This is a genomic window from Mesorhizobium sp. CA13 (assembly GCF_020165235.1).
Taxonomy (GTDB): Bacteria; Pseudomonadota; Alphaproteobacteria; order Rhizobiales; family Rhizobiaceae; genus Mesorhizobium.
Genome location: NZ_JAIUHS010000004.1, coordinates 149,082 through 162,984 on the forward strand (window position 1 = coordinate 149,082; position 13,903 = coordinate 162,984).

Genomic DNA, 13,903 nt, shown 5'->3' on the forward strand with positions numbered 1-13,903 from the left:
GGCGTTTCGCGAAAAAATCTGCAGGGCCGGGATTAAAACCCCCACATGTTCCGTAAACAGGGCATGAAACGGTCGATGCCACGCTTCGATATCGTCGGACAACTCGGCTCGCTCAGGCGTTACGCGCGCTCGTTGACGCGCAACGGTGCCGATGCCGAGGATCTCGTGCATGACGCTCTTGTGCGTGCCTATGAGCGGCGCGGCACCTTCCGCTCGGGCGGAAATTTGCGCGCCTGGCTGCTGTCCATCGTCCATAACACGTTCGTCGACCGCATGCGCTCGCGACGCTCGGAAGCAGCGCGCCTCGAACAGGCTGGATACCTTGCGGACGCCAGCGCGCCGGCGCCGCAGGAGCATTCGGTGCGCCTGGGCCAGGTGCGCGATGCTTTTTTCAGCCTGCCCGAAGAACAGCGCTCGGCCCTGCATCTCGTCGCCATTGAGGGCCTTTCCTACAGCCAGGCGGCCGATGCCAGCGGCGTGCCGCTCGGAACGCTGATGTCGCGCATCGGCAGGGCACGCGCCGCGCTTCGCGAGATGGAGGAGGGGGCTCCGGCGAAGGCGAAAAATCACCTCAGGATTGTCGGAGGCCCGTCATGACAGCAACTATCGACCCCGTGACGGACGCCGATCTCGACGCCTATGTCGACGATCAGCTCGACGTCTCGCGCCGCATCGAAGTCGAGGCCTTCCTCTCCGCCCGGCCGGAAGCGGCCGCGCGTGTGATGTCGGATCTCAGGATGCGGGACGAACTGCGCGTGGCGCTGGCGGGGTCAGGCGGCATGGCGAGGCCGGCCACGACCGATGCCGCGCGGCGCCTGGAGAGGGGGCTTGCCCGGGGCCGTATCTTCGGTGTCTTGCAGCGTGCCGCGGCGGTGGCCGCTTTCGTCGCCGCCGGCTGGCTTGCCAACGGCATAATCGGGCCGATGTCGGTGACGAAGGTCGTCGCCTCGCCGCAGCCGCCCGCCTATCTCGACGAGGCGGTGCGCGCGCACAGGACGACCCTTGTGCGCGAGACCATGCCCTCGCAGGCCGAGGCGCCGAACTACAATGCCGGCGAAATCCGCGCGGCGACGGCCATCGTCATGCCGTCCTTGCCCAAGGACTGGAAGGTCCGCGACGTGCAGGTCTATCCGTCGCGCTTTGGGCCCAGCGTCGAGATGGCGGTCGAGACCAAGGAGATGGGCCTGGTGTCGCTGTTCGCGATCCGGCCGGGAACCTTCGACGTGGTCAAGCCGACCGTCGCGCCCTCGGGCGATATTTCCTCGGCCTATTTCCAGATCGGCGAGGTCGCCTATGCGGTGGTTGCGCAGGGCGAGGTCCGTGACCTCGACCGCGCCGCCGAGACGCTTGCCAGAACGCTTTACTGATCCGTTCACAAAGGAGAATGCAAATGAACACGCCCAATCTGGGATACCGCGTCGGCACCGGCGCCCAAAGCGGCGCCCTCTACGACGAGGGCCTGCGCCAGCACATGCTGCGCGTCTACAACTATATGGGCCTCGGCCTCGTGGTCACCGGCCTCGTCGCGTTCATGGTGTCGTCGACGCCCGCGCTCTACGTGCCGATCTTTTCCAGCCCGCTGAAATGGGTGGTGATGCTGGCGCCGCTCGCCTTCGTCCTGCTGTTCTCGTTCAAGATGCAGACGATGTCGGCGGCAAGCGCGCAGGCGATGTTCTGGGCCTTCTGTTCGGTCATGGGTCTGTCGTTGGCTTCCGTCTTCCTGGTTTTCACCGGAACCAGCATCGCGCGCACCTTCTTCATCGCCGCCACCATGTTCGGCGCCACCAGCCTCTACGGCTACACGACCCGGCGTGACCTGACCCAGTTCTCGTCCTTCCTGATCATGGGCCTGATCGGCGTGGTGATTGCCAGCATCGTCAACATCTTCCTCGGCTCGACCGCTTTGCAGTTCGCCATCTCGGTGATCGGCATCGCCGTGTTCATCGGCCTGACTGCGTGGGACACGCAGTCGATCAAGGAACAGTATGCGGAGAACTTCGACGCGGAGTCGCGGCAGAAACTGGCTGTTTTCGGCGCCTTCTCGCTCTACCTCAACTTCGTCAACATCTTCCAGCTGCTGCTGAATTTCACCGGCGAGCGGGAATAGTCCGAACTGTAGCAGGCAACATTTGGCATCTTGCCGTGGCCGGAGGGAAATCTCCGGCCACTCTTCATTTGAGACGGCGCCTGGCCCACTTGTGCCATCACACGTTCATCGTGACTGTGTGAAACGCAATGCAAACCGCCGCCTTGAGTTCACGCCTGGCCATTTGCTAGCCTGCCGGCCAAGCAAAGACAAACCGCGAGAACATATGGCACAGGACAGCCAGACACTTCATGGCGACGGCATTTCGGCCGTGATAGTCGGGCAGGGGGCCGAACTGGTCTCGCTGCGGGATGCGGATGGGCTGGAACTTGTGTGGCAGGCCGGACCGGCCTGGCGCCGTCATTCCCCAGTGTTGTTTCCGATCGTCGGCCGGCTGAAGGGCGATCAACTGCGCCATCGCGGCCAGACCTATCCGATGACGCAGCACGGCTTCGCCCGCGATAAGTCGTTTGCCTGGGCGGAGAGGGGTTCTCGGTCCTGCATGCTGGTGCTCACCGACGACGCGGAGACCCGAACGCACTACCCTTTCGCCTTCCGTCTGGCGGTAGCCTACACTCTCGACCGCCGGCAGCTTGGCGTCACGTTCGAGATCACCAACACCGGCGACGAGCCGCTGCCGGCGTCGATCGGGGCGCACCCGGCATTCAACTGGCCGCTGCTGCCGGATCTGCCCAAGGAGGCTTACCGCCTGACCTTTGCACAGCCCGAGCCTGCGCCGATCCGCCGTCTCAAGGACGGGCTGCTGCTGACGGCGCGGCAGCCGACGCCCATCGAGGGCAACAGTCTCGCTCTGTCGGATCGCCTGTTCGACAAGGATGCCGTGATCCTGGACCAGCCTGCCAGCACCGCCGTGCGTTACGGCGCCGACCGCGGTCCGGCGATCGAGATGCATTGGCACGGATTTCGGGAGCTAGGCATCTGGTCCAAGCCGGGAGGCGCGCCGTTCCTCTGCATCGAGCCCTGGTACGGTCTCGCCAGCCCGGCGGATTTCGACGGCGAATTCGCCGACAAGCTAGGACTCATGCTGATCGAGCCGGCCGGAAGGCGCGTGCTCGGCTACCGGATCGAACTTCAACCGCGGACGCGTTAGCTGAAAGCTGGCGCCGCGTTCATGGATGGTGGAGTTGGTCGTAAACATCCAGCCCGCTTGATTTGGAGGAATACAGCATGGACCGATTCACCGGCGGTTGCCTGTGCGGCAACGTCCGAATTGTGGCGACTGGACGCCCATACCGGGTGGGCCTCTGTCACTGTCTCGATTGCCGCAAGCATCACGGGGCGCTTTTTCACGCTTCCGCGATTTTCCCTCAGGACGCGGTGACGATCGACGGCGAAACACGCGACTATGCCGGGCGGTTTTTCTGTCCGCGCTGCGGCTCGACCATTTTCGGCCGCACTGCCGACGAAATCGAAGTGAACCTGGGATCCCTGGATGCCCCTGACCAGCTGACGCCGACCTACGAAAGCTGGATCATCCGTCGCGAAGCCTGGTTGCCTCCGTTTCCGCTCACGAGACGATATGAGCGCGATCGTGACGCCACGGGCCGCTTCGAGGAGTAGGCGGCACCAGGGGACCGGCGGCGAGTCATTCCGGAAGGCCGGCCTTGCGGAAGCCGTCGACAAAATGATCGAGCATCGCCGCATCGCGGAAGGGCTCCGTCCAGACCCAGTGGCTGGTGGTGAAATGCGGGTTGCCGACGAGGAACAGTTCGACCTCCGTGCGCGCCTCGTCGAGCCGGCCGAGCTGCGCGAGGCTAGCCGCCAGGAAGCGGCGTGAGCTCGTTCGGTAAGTCTCGTCCCGGCGCAACGTTTTGACGGCGGCCTCGTAGTCGCGCGCCGCATATTGCGCCGCGCCGAGCGTCAGATAGTACCAGCTTGCCGGAAAGGGGTTGAGCCTGAACGCCTTGCGGATCTGCTCGAGCCCCTCCTCGACCCGCCCGGCCAGCACGAAGATGTCGGACAACGTCGCCCAGGCATCGGCCTCGTTGGGGTCGAGCTCGAACGCCTTGGCGAACTCGGCATCCGCTTCGGCGAAGTCGCGCTCATAGGCGAGCAGGTTGCCGAGCACCCAGCGGCAGCCGGCGTCGTTGGGATCGATCGCCACCGCTTTGCGCGCCAGATCCAGGGCCAGGCGACGGTTGGGTTCCATCGGCTCGCCCCAATGTACCCATCCCATCCAGTGGTTCATGGCAAGCCAGCGATAGGCCTCGGCATAGTCGGGATCGAGTGCGACTGCGCGCGTCAGCATCAGATGCGCCTCCCGCGCCGTCTGCGGCGAATCGTCGATCAGCTTGCGCGCCCGAACGCAGAGATCGTAGGCCTCGAGATTCTTGGGCCGATTGCGCGGCAGCGGCGCGCGCAACCGGCCGAGCAGCGCTTCCACGATCTTGGCCGTCACCTCGTCCTGAACGGCAAAGATATCGTCCACCCCGCGATCGAAGCGTTCCGCCCACAGGTGATCGCCGCTCACGGCATCGACCAGCTGGGCGTTGATGCGCACGCGTCCCGCGGCACGTCTTGCGCTACCTTCCAGGAGGTAGCGCACGCCAAGCTCCCGGGCGATCTCGCGCACGTCCATGGCCTTTCCCTTGTAGGCAAAGGTCGAGTTGCGCGCGATGACGAACAAGCCCGAGGCCCTGGACAGGTCGGTGATCAGGTCTTCGGTCAATCCGTCGGCGAAGGGCTCCTGCTCGGGGTCGTTGCTGAGATTGACGAAGGGCAGCACGGCTATCGAGGGCTTGTCGGGCAGCGGCAAAGCTTTTCGCTTCGCGCCATCGAGGGATTCCACGATCCCGGCGAAGCGGTAGCCGACGCGCGGAATAGTGGCGATCCATTCCCCGCCGTCGGCGGGCGGACCAAGCAGCTTGCGCAGCTGCGCGATCTGGACGGTGAGATTGCCTTCCTCGACCGCTGTACCCGGCCATGCCGCATCCATCAGCTCGGCCTTGTCGAGGACTTCGCCTGGCCGTTCGACGAGCGCCGCCAGCAGCTTGAGCCCACGGTAGCCGACGGCAACGGGATTATCGTTCCGAAGCAGTGTTCCCGCATCCGGATCAAGCACAAACGGACCAAAGGCAAAGCGCGATCCCTGCATGAAGCGCATCTATAGCTCGTTTGGAACTTTTGAGAACTATTTGGGAGAGCTTAATTACGGCGCTGTTCGCATCCGGCACAATTCAACCTCTTTCAGGTCGAGGTCCCAAGTCGAGGACCCCACCCTCAAACCGTAGGAGGTTGCCATGAACGATACCCTTGCATCGACGCGGTGTCGGACCGCGCGGCCGAGGATGCCCGAGGGGCTGGCGGAAGCGTTGCATCGGCGCCTGACGACCCTGCGAAGCATTGTCGAGAGCTGGCACGATCGGAGCTGGCGCGAGCGGATACGCTTTCGCTGGGAGCTTGAGCGAATGACGAAGGACAATCCCCATCTGATCGACGACATCGGATTGACGAAACGGCAGGTCGAGGCAGAGCTAGCAAAGCCCTTCTGGCAACGGTAGGCCGAATGCTGAGCAGATATCAGCAGTATAGGGTAGGGCGGATTTCAGACCTGCCAGGCGATGGTACCAATCACATTGATGACGAGCCGTGCGGCGGTCAGGGCCGACAGGCGTCAATATCGGGACGTAGAGCGGCTTCGATGCTATGGGCATGGACCTCGCGGGCGGTCACGAAGTGGCTGCCATAATGCAAGGGCCGCTTAGACGTCGGTGTAAGGCGCGCGCTGCCTACGCTGCGCAGCCCGAACGTCAAGCAGGTGTTCGGCGAAGCGCTGCCGGCGCAGGCCCTGGGAGGCGCTGAGTTTCGTCTGCCGCTATTATTGGCACGTTCAACTTCGCTGGAAGCAGTGATCCTGAACAACGCGATCAGCCTGGTCGTGGTGGCCACGGCGTTGCCGTTCAGGGCACAGACAGTGCCTGCTGGTCATCATCGCGGCCGTGCTGTTGTTCGGTACGAAGCGCTTGAATGCACCAGATCGCCGTCAACACGAGACGGCGATCTGGTGCCCATTCGAGCAGCCGCTCTCCCGCACCAGCCTGCCATCTCCATAAGTCGCATAAGATAGATTATGGAACTGTCGCATTGAGCTGATGCAGCGTATTGCCGTATTGCCTTGATCTGTCCAGCAACGCCCCGATGAAGACTTCTTCCTATGATGCTGACTCATAAGGAATTTCAAGCGCCATGCCATCAAATGCCGGCTCGACATTTGCCGGAGTCTCAGCCATCACGGTAGCGTAGTCCAGCGGCCCATGCATATGGGTCAGCACGGCCCGTTTCGGAGCCAGCCGTTCGATCCATTCTAGCGCCTGGTCGAGCGACAGATGGCTCGGGTGTGTCCTGTACTGAAGCGCGTCCACGATCAGGACATCAAGATTACGCAGCCGCTCGGCGGTGGCAGCCGGAAAATCGCTGATGTCGGGGCAATAGGCTAGTCCGCCGATGCGGAAGCCGAGCGATATGATGTCGCCATGAACCTGCGGCAGCGGCTCGAGGGTGAGGGCACCGCCCTCGCCTTCGATCACGACGGGCTTTGCGTGATCGATGATATGGGCGTCGACGATCGGCGGATAGGAGCTGCCTGGCGGCGTCTCGAAACAATAGCCGAAGGCCTGGCGCAGCCGCAGCATCGTTGGCTGGTCGGCATGGATATCGATCCGCTGCCGCTGGTCGAGCACGAAGCCGCGCAGGTCGTCGATGCCGTGGATGTGGTCGGCATGTGGATGCGTGTAGACGACGGCGTCGATGCGTTTGACCGACGCCATCAGCATCTGCTGGCGGAAATCCGGTCCGGTGTCGATGACGACGGTGGTGCGGGCGCCACTCGCGGCGATCCGCTCGACAAGGGCGGCCGTGCGCATGCGCCGATTTTTTGGATTTTGCGGGTCACAATTGCCCCAGTCGCCGGTGATGCGAGGCGTGCCGGGTGACGAGCCGCAGCCGAGAATGGTGAGGCGCAGCCGGTCTGTCATCGTTCAGGCGCTTTGCTCGGTGGGTCGCGGCATTTTGCCGAACAGCCGGAAGAAGTTGTCGGTCGTCAAAGCCGCGATTTCACCTTCGCTGACGCCGACCGTCTCGGCCAGCACCTTGGCCGTGTGCGCGACATAGGCGGGTTCATTGCGCTTGCCGCGAAACGGGATCGGCGCGAGATATGGCGCATCGGTCTCCACCAGCAGCCGGTCATGCGGCAGGTCGGCGGCTATGGCGCGTATTTCGGCCGAATTCTTGAAGGTCAGGATGCCGGAAAACGAAACATAGCCGCCCAGCGAGACGCCAACCTCGGCCAGCCTGCGTCCCGACGAAAAACAGTGCAGGACGAACGGGAAGGCGCCCTTCCCCGTTTCCTCCTCCAGAATATGAGCCATGTCGTCGTCGGCATCGCGCGAATGGATAACCAGCGGCAGGCGCGTCTCGCGGGCAGCGGCGATGTGGTTGCGCAAACCCTGCGCCTGCGCATCGCGGGGCGCCTTGTCATAGAAATAGTCGAGCCCGGCTTCGCCGATCGCCACCACCTTGGGATGGGCGGACAGGCGCACGAGATCCGCCGTCGTCACATCAAGCTCTTCGGCCGCATTGTGCGGATGGGTTCCGACGGAGCAGTATACTTCGTCGAAAGTTTCTGCGATTTCAAGTATTTGCTGAAATCGCTTCACGTGCGTCGAAATCGTCACCATGCGGCCGATCCCGGCGGCCAAGGCGCGGGCGACGATGGCTGCCCGCTCCTCGGCGAAGTCCGGGAAATCCAGATGGCAGTGGCTGTCGACGAGCATCAGCCGTTCGCTTCCGGCTGATCGACATAACGCGGAAACACGCCTTCTGGCACAGGCAACGCTCTGCCCGGCACAAGCGCATGGTCGGCGTGGAGATGCACGAAATCGCGCTCGTCTGCCGGCACAGCCAGCAGGTCGAGCAGCTTCGCGGCCGATCCTGGAGTGAAGGGCTGGCACAGAATCGCCACGCGCCGCACCACTTCGGCCGTAGTCCACAATACCGTTTGCATGCGCTCGGGGTTGGTCCTCTTCAGCGCCCAGGGTTCCTGTCCGGCGAAATACCGGTCGGCTTCGGCCACCACGCCGAAGATCGATGCCAGCGCCAGATGGATGCCTTGCTCGGCCATTGCCTTGCGCGCGGCGGCAAGAGCGGCCGCCGCCTGATCGAGGATTGCCTTGTCGGCATCCGTCAGTTCGCCGCGCGTCGGCACCACGCCGCCGCAGTTCTTGGCGATCATCGACAGCGAGCGCTGCGCCAGATTGCCGATGCCGTTGGCGAGGTCGGCATTGGTGCGGTTGACGATCGCTTCGTGGCTGTAGCTGCCGTCCTGGCCGAACGGCACCTCGCGCAGGAAGAAATAGCGCACCTGGTCGAGCCCGTAATGCTCTATCATGGTGAAGGGGTCGATGACGTTGCCGACCGATTTCGACATCTTCTCGCCGCGGTTGAACAGGAAGCCGTGGCCAAAGACGCGCTTCGGCAGCGGAATGCCTGCCGACATCAGGAAGGCCGGCCAGTAGACGGCGTGGAAACGCACGATGTCCTTGCCGATGATGTGCGCATCGGCCGGCCAGAATTTCCAATTATCTGCTTTTTCATCGGGATAGCCGACGCCGGTAATGTAGTTTGTCAGCGCGTCGACCCAGACATACATCACGTGCTTCTCGTCGCCGGGCACCGGCACGCCCCAGTCGAACGTCGTGCGCGAGATCGACAGGTCCTTCAGTCCCGATCTGACGAAGCTCATCACTTCATTGCGCCGCTCGGCCGGGCCGATGAAATCCGGCTGGCCCTCGTAGAGCGCCAGCAGTTTGTCCTGATAGGCCGAGAGCCGGAAGAAATAGCTTTCCTCCTCGACCCATTCGACCGGCGTTCCTTGCGGGCCATAGCGGACATTGTCGGGACGAACCTCGGTTTCCTCCTCGCCGTAATAGGCTTCGTCGCGCACCGAGTACCAGCCGGCATAGCCGCCCTTGTAGATGTCTCCATTGGCAGCCATCGCCTTCCAGATCGCCTGAGATGCCGCGTAGTGCCGCTCTTCGGTGGTGCGGATGAAATCGTCGTTGGAAGCGTTGAGCGCGGTCGCCATGCGCTTGAACTCGGCCGAATTGCGGTCGGCCAGTTCGCGCGCCGAAATGTCTTCCCTTTTCGCCGTCTGCAGCATCTTGATGCCGTGTTCGTCGGTGCCGGTGAGAAAGAAGACCTGCTTGCCGTCGAGCCGCTGGAAGCGGGCAAGCGCATCGGTGGCGATCAATTCGTAGGCATGGCCGATATGCGGCTTGCCGTTGGGGTAAGAGATCGCGGTCGTGACGTAGTATGTATCGCGTGACATGAATGAACCGTCATGAATGTCTGAATGGAAGGCGTGGCGGTGGATATCGCATCGCGGCGGCGATTGCCATCCCGAGGGAACCATCACATTCGCATTGCAGACTTCAGGCGGTCGATCATGGTCAGGGCGTGCTGCTTCTTGTCGAGATTGTAAGTGTCAGTCTCAGATATAGCGTCCAGCGCCTCATGCCAAGTGTCCGACAGCGTTTTGGCTCGTGCGAGATCGCCGGCCAACGCCGCCCGGCTCGCCGCATCGGACAACAGGTCGAGCGCACGGCGGTTGAATATATCGAACTGGATCGCCTGGTCGCGCCCGGCCACCACCTCGGCAAGGCGATAGGCGCCGGCGATGTCGCTCTTGCCGGCGGTCACCAGGGCGTCCAGCGTCTCGGCGATCTCCAGCCCGCCATACTGCGTCAGGAGGATCGCATTGCGGGCGCTGCCCCCTGCCCGCGCCGCCAGCGCCGCACGCGCGGCCGGATCGTCCGGCGGAGGCGGCTCGGCGGTTTCCAGCACCGCCATCAGTTCGTCGGCATCGAGCGGCGACAGCCGCACCAATTGGCAGCGCGAGCGGATCGTCGGCAGCAGGCTGCCCGGTGCATGGACGATGAGGATGAACAGCGTTCGCGCCGGCGGCTCCTCGAGATTCTTCAGCAAGGCATTGGCTGCGTTGGTGTTCATGTCGTCGGCCGGGTCGACGATCACCACCCGGTAGCTGCCGTCATGCGAAGTCAGCGACAGGAAGCGACTGACCTTGCGTATCTCGTCGACGGTGACGACCGTCTTGAAGTTCTTGGTCTTGTCGTTCAACGGACGCGTCAGATGCAGCACGCCCGGGTGCGCGCCGGTGGCGATCTGACGAAACAGCGAGGACGCCGGATCGGGAACGGCGAGCGTCTCCGGCGCTTGCTCGAAGGCGGGATGCTTCAGGAGGTGATGCGCCAGATGGAAGGCGAGCGTCGCCTTGCCGATGCCGACCGGTCCGACGAAAATCAGCGCGTGTGGCAGCTTTCCCGCGCGATAGGCGGCGGCGAGCATGGCAGCGACCTGCCCGTGCCCGACCAGAACAGGCGTTTCGGATGGTTCGGGGACGCCGTCCAGCGTGTCATGCTGTTCCGGCGCGATGCGTTCGAAGATCATGCGGGTGCGGTCTGTCTGTTGCGTATGGGCGCCCTTGCCTCCAGCGCCGCGAACACGGTGGCGGTGACGGCATTTTCTACCGCATCGGGAGCGGCGGATGCGTCGATCACGACGCAGCGCTCCGGCTCGGCCGCGGCGATCGCCAGGAACGCCTCGCGGCGCGCCTGGTGGATGGCAAGCGTTTCCTTTTCGAAGCGGTCGGGGCCGGCGCCGGCGCCGCGACGCACTGTTGCGCGTCTCAGGCCTTCGGTGGGATCGATGTCGAAGATCAGCGTCATATCGGGCATCATGCCATTGATGGCCACCTGCTCCAGCGTCTCCATGAACACCGGGTCGAGGCCGCCGGTGACGCCCTGGTAGACGCGCGAGGAATCCAGGAAACGGTCGCATAGCACGATGGAGCCGCGCTCGACCGCCGGGCGGATGACCTGCTCGACATGGTCGGAACGCGCCGCGGCGAAAAGCAGCGCCTCCATCTTTGGTCCGAACGGCTCGGCGGCGCCCGAAAGCAGCACATGCCGGACCGCTTCCGCGCCCGGCGAGCCGCCCGGCTCCCGGGTGACGAGGACGTCGTATTTCTTGGCGCGCATCTTTCCCGCCAACCGCTCGATCTGCGTCGACTTGCCTGCTCCTTCGCCGCCTTCGAAGGTGATGAAAAATCCGCGTGCCAATCGAAAGGCCTTTATCCCATATTTGAATGGATTCTAGCGCTTTAGATAGTCCGCGCTCGGGAAAACGTCCATGCTGCCGGCGCATCGCATGTCGCTCAAAAGTGACATCTGAGAGAACGACATGCATAAACGAAGACGCTAAAGCGCGTCGAATGAATCCGTTTCAGCGCTTTAGCGCAGCCAGCCGACCGCCAGTTCCTTGACGGCGTCGAGGGCGCGTTGCGGCAGCGTGCCGACGCCGATCGATTCCGCGGCGAAAAGCGGCGTCTCCTGGCTCAGCGTGTCGCCGATCCAGACCCGCAGCGCACCTACAGGCTGCCCCTCCTCCACAGGCGCGGCAACCGGTCCGTCATAGACGATGCTCGCCCTCAACTTGTCGCGGTTGGCGACGGGCAGGAAGATCGCGATCGGCCCCTTCGCCTTCAACGTCACGCCGGCTTTAGCGCCGCCGAAAACCTGCGCTTGGCCCACCACCTCGTCCTTGGCGAAGATTTCCGTCTTCTCGAAGGAACGGGCACCCCATTCGAGCAGCTTGCGCGCCTCTTCGGCGCGTTCCTTGTCGCTGGCGAGCCCGCTCATCGCCGCGATGACCCGCACGCCATTGTGGCTGACCGAGCCGACTATGCCGAAGCCGGATACCTCACTGCTGCCGACCGCCAGGCCATCGGCGCCGATGTCCATCGCCAGCAGCGGGTTGCGGTTGCGCTGCGAAATCTTGTTCCAGGTAAAATCCTTCAGGCCGTAATAGCGATAGAGGTCCGGATAGTCGCGCCACAGATGCAAAGCCAGCATTGCCAGTTCGCGCACGCTCGTCTGCTGGCCGTCCGCCGGCAGCCCGGTCGAATTGACGAAAGTCGATTTCGCCAGGCCGATCTGGCGCGCACGTTCGGTCATCTGGGCCGCGAAATTGCCCTCGGACCCGGCCATGCCTTCGGCCAGCACGATACAGCCGTCATTGGCCGCCTGTACCGTCACGCCCTGGATCAGGTCCTCGATCCGGACCGCCGATTTGAGTTTGGCGAACATCGTCGACGTTCCGGAAGGGGCACCCCCCGTGCGCCAGGCGTTTTCACTCACCACGAATGTATCGTCGAGGGTCAGGCGTCCTGACTTGATGGCGTTGAACACCACTTCCATCGTCATCAGCTTGGCCATCGAGGCGGGCTGTATCGGCTTGTCGGCGTCCTTGGAAAACAACACCGTCCCGGTGTCGGCGTCGATCATGAAGGCCTGCGCTGCCTTGGTCTCGAAAAGCTGCGCGCTGGCGGGCCCGATGCAAAGCAGCAGCAGGGCCAATCCCAGAACTCCGGCCAAAGGCGGAAAGACGCGCAACTGCATGAAATCTCGACCCGTTTGCCGGTTCTGGCACAGCCAAGCTATCAGGATTTTTTCCGCGGGATCAACCGTGCGGGAAAAATAGATCAGTTGCGCACGGCCAGAGCGTCCGGCGCACCATGCGACCATGCCGCCTGCAGCAGATCGTCGACGCCGCCATGGCCGTCCGGATAGAGGTTCACCGCATACCAGTCCTTGCCGTCGAATTCGGAACGCTGGATCTCGATCCTGCCGAAGGGCTCGAGCGCGGCGGCCACGCGTTTTGCCTCGGTGGCGTCATCGAAGGTGCCGGCCGCGACATAGGCGGGCGATGGCGCTTGCGGGTTGGCGTTCTTCCATGAGCGCAGGATGTCGGCGGGCGACATGCCGTCGTCGAGTGCGGCAAAGACATCGGCGCGCCGCACGCGCTCGTCGGCATAGGAAAGCGAGGCCACCGAGAACGGCGATTGCGGCGGCAGGCCGATATCCGGACGCTCCGGCACGATCGGGCCGAAGTCGGGCAGCGCCAGGTCGCCCAAGGCCGGCGATTGTGCCGGCACCTGCGCTTGCGGAGCTATATCGGAATTCGTCAACTGGCCCGGAAACGGCACGGCGGCAGCGCCCACCGGCAGACTGGGCGACGGTCCGTTCATGGCCACCATGACGCCGGTTGGCAGGCCGTCGGACGGATCCGGTATCCTGTTGCCTGGGTGGTAGGAGGCCATCAGATACTGGTCGTCGTTTCCGTCGAGCGGTGCGCGGCCGACATACTCCACCTTCACCTCGGCCGTGCCGACATTGGCATAGTCGAGCATCTGGGCGGCGCGTTCCGAGACATCGATGATGCGGCCCTGGTGGTAGGGACCACGGTCATTGACGCGCACGATGACCGAACTGCCGGTCTTGAGATTGGTGACGCGAGCGTAGCTCGGCAGGGGCATGGTCGGGTGCGCCGCCGTCAGATGGCTCATGTCGTAGACTTCGCCGTTGGCGGTCAGCCGTCCATGAAAGGCATCGCCGTACCAGGACGCCAGGCCGACCTTGGCATAGTGCTTGTCTTCCTTCGGATAGTACCACTTGCCGCGAACCTGGTAGGGTTTGCCGAGCTGGTCGCGGCCGCCGCCGCGCCGCATGAAGGCGGCGCGAGGACTGGCCTTCACGCCATATTCGGTTTCGGCGAAATATTCCTTGGAACGGGTCTTCTTGTGGACCATCCCTTTTGGTTCAGGCTGCGACGCGCAGGCGGCAAGCAGGACTGCCGACATGGTGAAGAGCGCGAAAGCGCAAGCACGGCGTAGACGCGGGCGCGCCGTAGTCTGCATTTCCTGATGTCCCCTACAGTCTCGAC

General features: G+C 63.6%; 14 protein-coding genes and 1 pseudogene. 7 read left to right on the forward strand and 8 right to left on the reverse strand.

Annotation, left to right across the window (positions count from 1 at the left end):
• Nucleotides 1-63 precede the first annotated feature (63 nt).
• The 5 genes from LB566_RS12170 (at nucleotide 64) to LB566_RS12190 (ending at nucleotide 3,667) form a co-directional block, all read left to right on the forward strand.
• A complete protein-coding gene (locus LB566_RS12170; protein ID WP_411910474.1) occupies nucleotides 64-597 on the forward strand; it encodes a sigma-70 family RNA polymerase sigma factor in 534 nt (177 codons plus the stop codon).
• Nucleotides 594-1,367, forward strand: a complete 774-nt coding sequence (locus tag LB566_RS12175; RefSeq protein WP_140548567.1) for an anti-sigma factor family protein — start codon at nucleotides 594-596, stop codon at nucleotides 1,365-1,367. The genes LB566_RS12170 and LB566_RS12175 overlap by 4 nt, the downstream gene beginning before the upstream one ends.
• A 23-nt stretch (nucleotides 1,368-1,390) precedes the next feature.
• The gene (locus LB566_RS12180) at nucleotides 1,391-2,107 is read left to right on the forward strand and encodes a Bax inhibitor-1/YccA family protein (protein WP_224624568.1); all 717 of its coding nucleotides are present in this window, start codon (nucleotides 1,391-1,393) and stop codon (nucleotides 2,105-2,107) included.
• A 205-nt stretch (nucleotides 2,108-2,312) separates the two neighbouring features.
• Nucleotides 2,313-3,197: an aldose 1-epimerase family protein gene (locus LB566_RS12185; protein ID WP_224624569.1), complete on the forward strand. Its 885-nt coding sequence runs from the start codon at nucleotides 2,313-2,315 to the stop codon at nucleotides 3,195-3,197.
• 77 nt (nucleotides 3,198-3,274) lie between these two features.
• Nucleotides 3,275-3,667: a GFA family protein gene (locus LB566_RS12190; protein WP_224624570.1), complete on the forward strand. Its 393-nt coding sequence runs from the start codon at nucleotides 3,275-3,277 to the stop codon at nucleotides 3,665-3,667.
• 25 nt (nucleotides 3,668-3,692) lie between these two features.
• Here LB566_RS12190 and LB566_RS12195 read toward each other — a convergent pair whose 3' ends face one another.
• Complete coding sequence (locus LB566_RS12195) at nucleotides 3,693-5,210, reverse strand: winged helix-turn-helix domain-containing tetratricopeptide repeat protein (RefSeq protein ID WP_224624571.1); 1,518 nt, start codon at nucleotides 5,208-5,210, stop codon at nucleotides 3,693-3,695.
• Nucleotides 5,211-5,346: 136 nt separating this feature from the next.
• Between LB566_RS12195 and LB566_RS12200 the strand changes: the two genes are divergently transcribed.
• Nucleotides 5,347-5,607, forward strand: coding sequence for a DUF1127 domain-containing protein (locus LB566_RS12200; RefSeq protein ID WP_318012712.1), 261 nt, complete (start codon nucleotides 5,347-5,349; stop codon nucleotides 5,605-5,607).
• Nucleotides 5,608-5,894: 287 nt separating this feature from the next.
• Nucleotides 5,895-6,026, forward strand: a pseudogene (locus LB566_RS12210) (sulfite exporter TauE/SafE family protein); the annotation flags it as partial.
• A gap of 232 nt (nucleotides 6,027-6,258) precedes the next feature.
• Here LB566_RS12210 and LB566_RS12215 read toward each other — a convergent pair.
• The 7 genes from LB566_RS12215 to LB566_RS12245 form a co-directional block, all read right to left on the reverse strand.
• Nucleotides 6,259-7,080: an MBL fold metallo-hydrolase gene (locus LB566_RS12215; protein ID WP_224624572.1), complete on the reverse strand. Its 822-nt coding sequence runs from the start codon at nucleotides 7,078-7,080 to the stop codon at nucleotides 6,259-6,261.
• 3 nt (nucleotides 7,081-7,083) lie between these two features.
• A complete protein-coding gene (locus LB566_RS12220; RefSeq protein ID WP_224624573.1) occupies nucleotides 7,084-7,878 on the reverse strand; it encodes a TatD family hydrolase in 795 nt (264 codons plus the stop codon).
• On the reverse strand, nucleotides 7,878-9,431 hold the full coding sequence (metG, locus tag LB566_RS12225; RefSeq protein ID WP_224624574.1) for a methionine--tRNA ligase: 1,554 nt from the start codon (nucleotides 9,429-9,431) through the stop codon (nucleotides 7,878-7,880). The genes LB566_RS12220 and metG overlap by 1 nt, the downstream gene beginning before the upstream one ends.
• Before the next feature lie 83 nt (nucleotides 9,432-9,514).
• Nucleotides 9,515-10,570 carry a DNA polymerase III subunit delta' gene (locus tag LB566_RS12230; RefSeq protein WP_224624575.1) on the reverse strand — a complete coding sequence of 352 codons (1,056 nt, stop codon included), beginning with the start codon at nucleotides 10,568-10,570 and terminating at the stop codon, nucleotides 9,515-9,517.
• A complete protein-coding gene (tmk, locus tag LB566_RS12235) occupies nucleotides 10,567-11,241 on the reverse strand; it encodes a dTMP kinase (protein WP_224624576.1) in 675 nt (224 codons plus the stop codon). Before tmk ends, LB566_RS12230 begins: the two co-directional genes overlap by 4 nt.
• 171 nt (nucleotides 11,242-11,412) lie before the next feature.
• Nucleotides 11,413-12,579 carry a D-alanyl-D-alanine carboxypeptidase family protein gene (locus tag LB566_RS12240; RefSeq protein ID WP_224624577.1) on the reverse strand — a complete coding sequence of 389 codons (1,167 nt, stop codon included), beginning with the start codon at nucleotides 12,577-12,579 and terminating at the stop codon, nucleotides 11,413-11,415.
• Nucleotides 12,580-12,662: 83 nt separating this feature from the next.
• Nucleotides 12,663-13,877 (reverse strand): septal ring lytic transglycosylase RlpA family protein, encoded by a 1,215-nt coding sequence (locus LB566_RS12245; protein ID WP_224624578.1) that lies wholly within the window; start codon nucleotides 13,875-13,877, stop codon nucleotides 12,663-12,665.
• Between the last annotated feature and the right edge of the window lie 26 nt (nucleotides 13,878-13,903).

Excerpts from the sequence above, each read along its gene's own strand:
- LB566_RS12170 (WP_411910474.1), top strand. The coding sequence starts at position 64 with ATGAAACGGTCGATGCCACGCTTCGATATCGTCGGACAACTCGGCTCG.
- LB566_RS12175 (WP_140548567.1), top strand. The coding sequence starts at position 594 with ATGACAGCAACTATCGACCCCGTGACGGACGCCGATCTCGACGCCTAT.
- LB566_RS12180 (WP_224624568.1), top strand. The coding sequence starts at position 1,391 with ATGAACACGCCCAATCTGGGATACCGCGTCGGCACCGGCGCCCAAAGC.
- LB566_RS12185 (WP_224624569.1), top strand. The coding sequence starts at position 2,313 with ATGGCACAGGACAGCCAGACACTTCATGGCGACGGCATTTCGGCCGTG.
- LB566_RS12190 (WP_224624570.1), top strand. The coding sequence starts at position 3,275 with ATGGACCGATTCACCGGCGGTTGCCTGTGCGGCAACGTCCGAATTGTG.
- LB566_RS12195 (WP_224624571.1), bottom strand. The coding sequence starts at position 5,210 with ATGCGCTTCATGCAGGGATCGCGCTTTGCCTTTGGTCCGTTTGTGCTT.
- LB566_RS12200 (WP_318012712.1), top strand. The coding sequence starts at position 5,347 with ATGAACGATACCCTTGCATCGACGCGGTGTCGGACCGCGCGGCCGAGG.
- LB566_RS12215 (WP_224624572.1), bottom strand. The coding sequence starts at position 7,080 with ATGACAGACCGGCTGCGCCTCACCATTCTCGGCTGCGGCTCGTCACCC.
- LB566_RS12220 (WP_224624573.1), bottom strand. The coding sequence starts at position 7,878 with ATGCTCGTCGACAGCCACTGCCATCTGGATTTCCCGGACTTCGCCGAG.
- metG (WP_224624574.1), bottom strand. The coding sequence starts at position 9,431 with ATGTCACGCGATACATACTACGTCACGACCGCGATCTCTTACCCCAAC.
- LB566_RS12230 (WP_224624575.1), bottom strand. The coding sequence starts at position 10,570 with ATGATCTTCGAACGCATCGCGCCGGAACAGCATGACACGCTGGACGGC.
- LB566_RS12240 (WP_224624577.1), bottom strand. The coding sequence starts at position 12,579 with ATGCAGTTGCGCGTCTTTCCGCCTTTGGCCGGAGTTCTGGGATTGGCC.
- LB566_RS12245 (WP_224624578.1), bottom strand. The coding sequence starts at position 13,877 with ATGCAGACTACGGCGCGCCCGCGTCTACGCCGTGCTTGCGCTTTCGCG.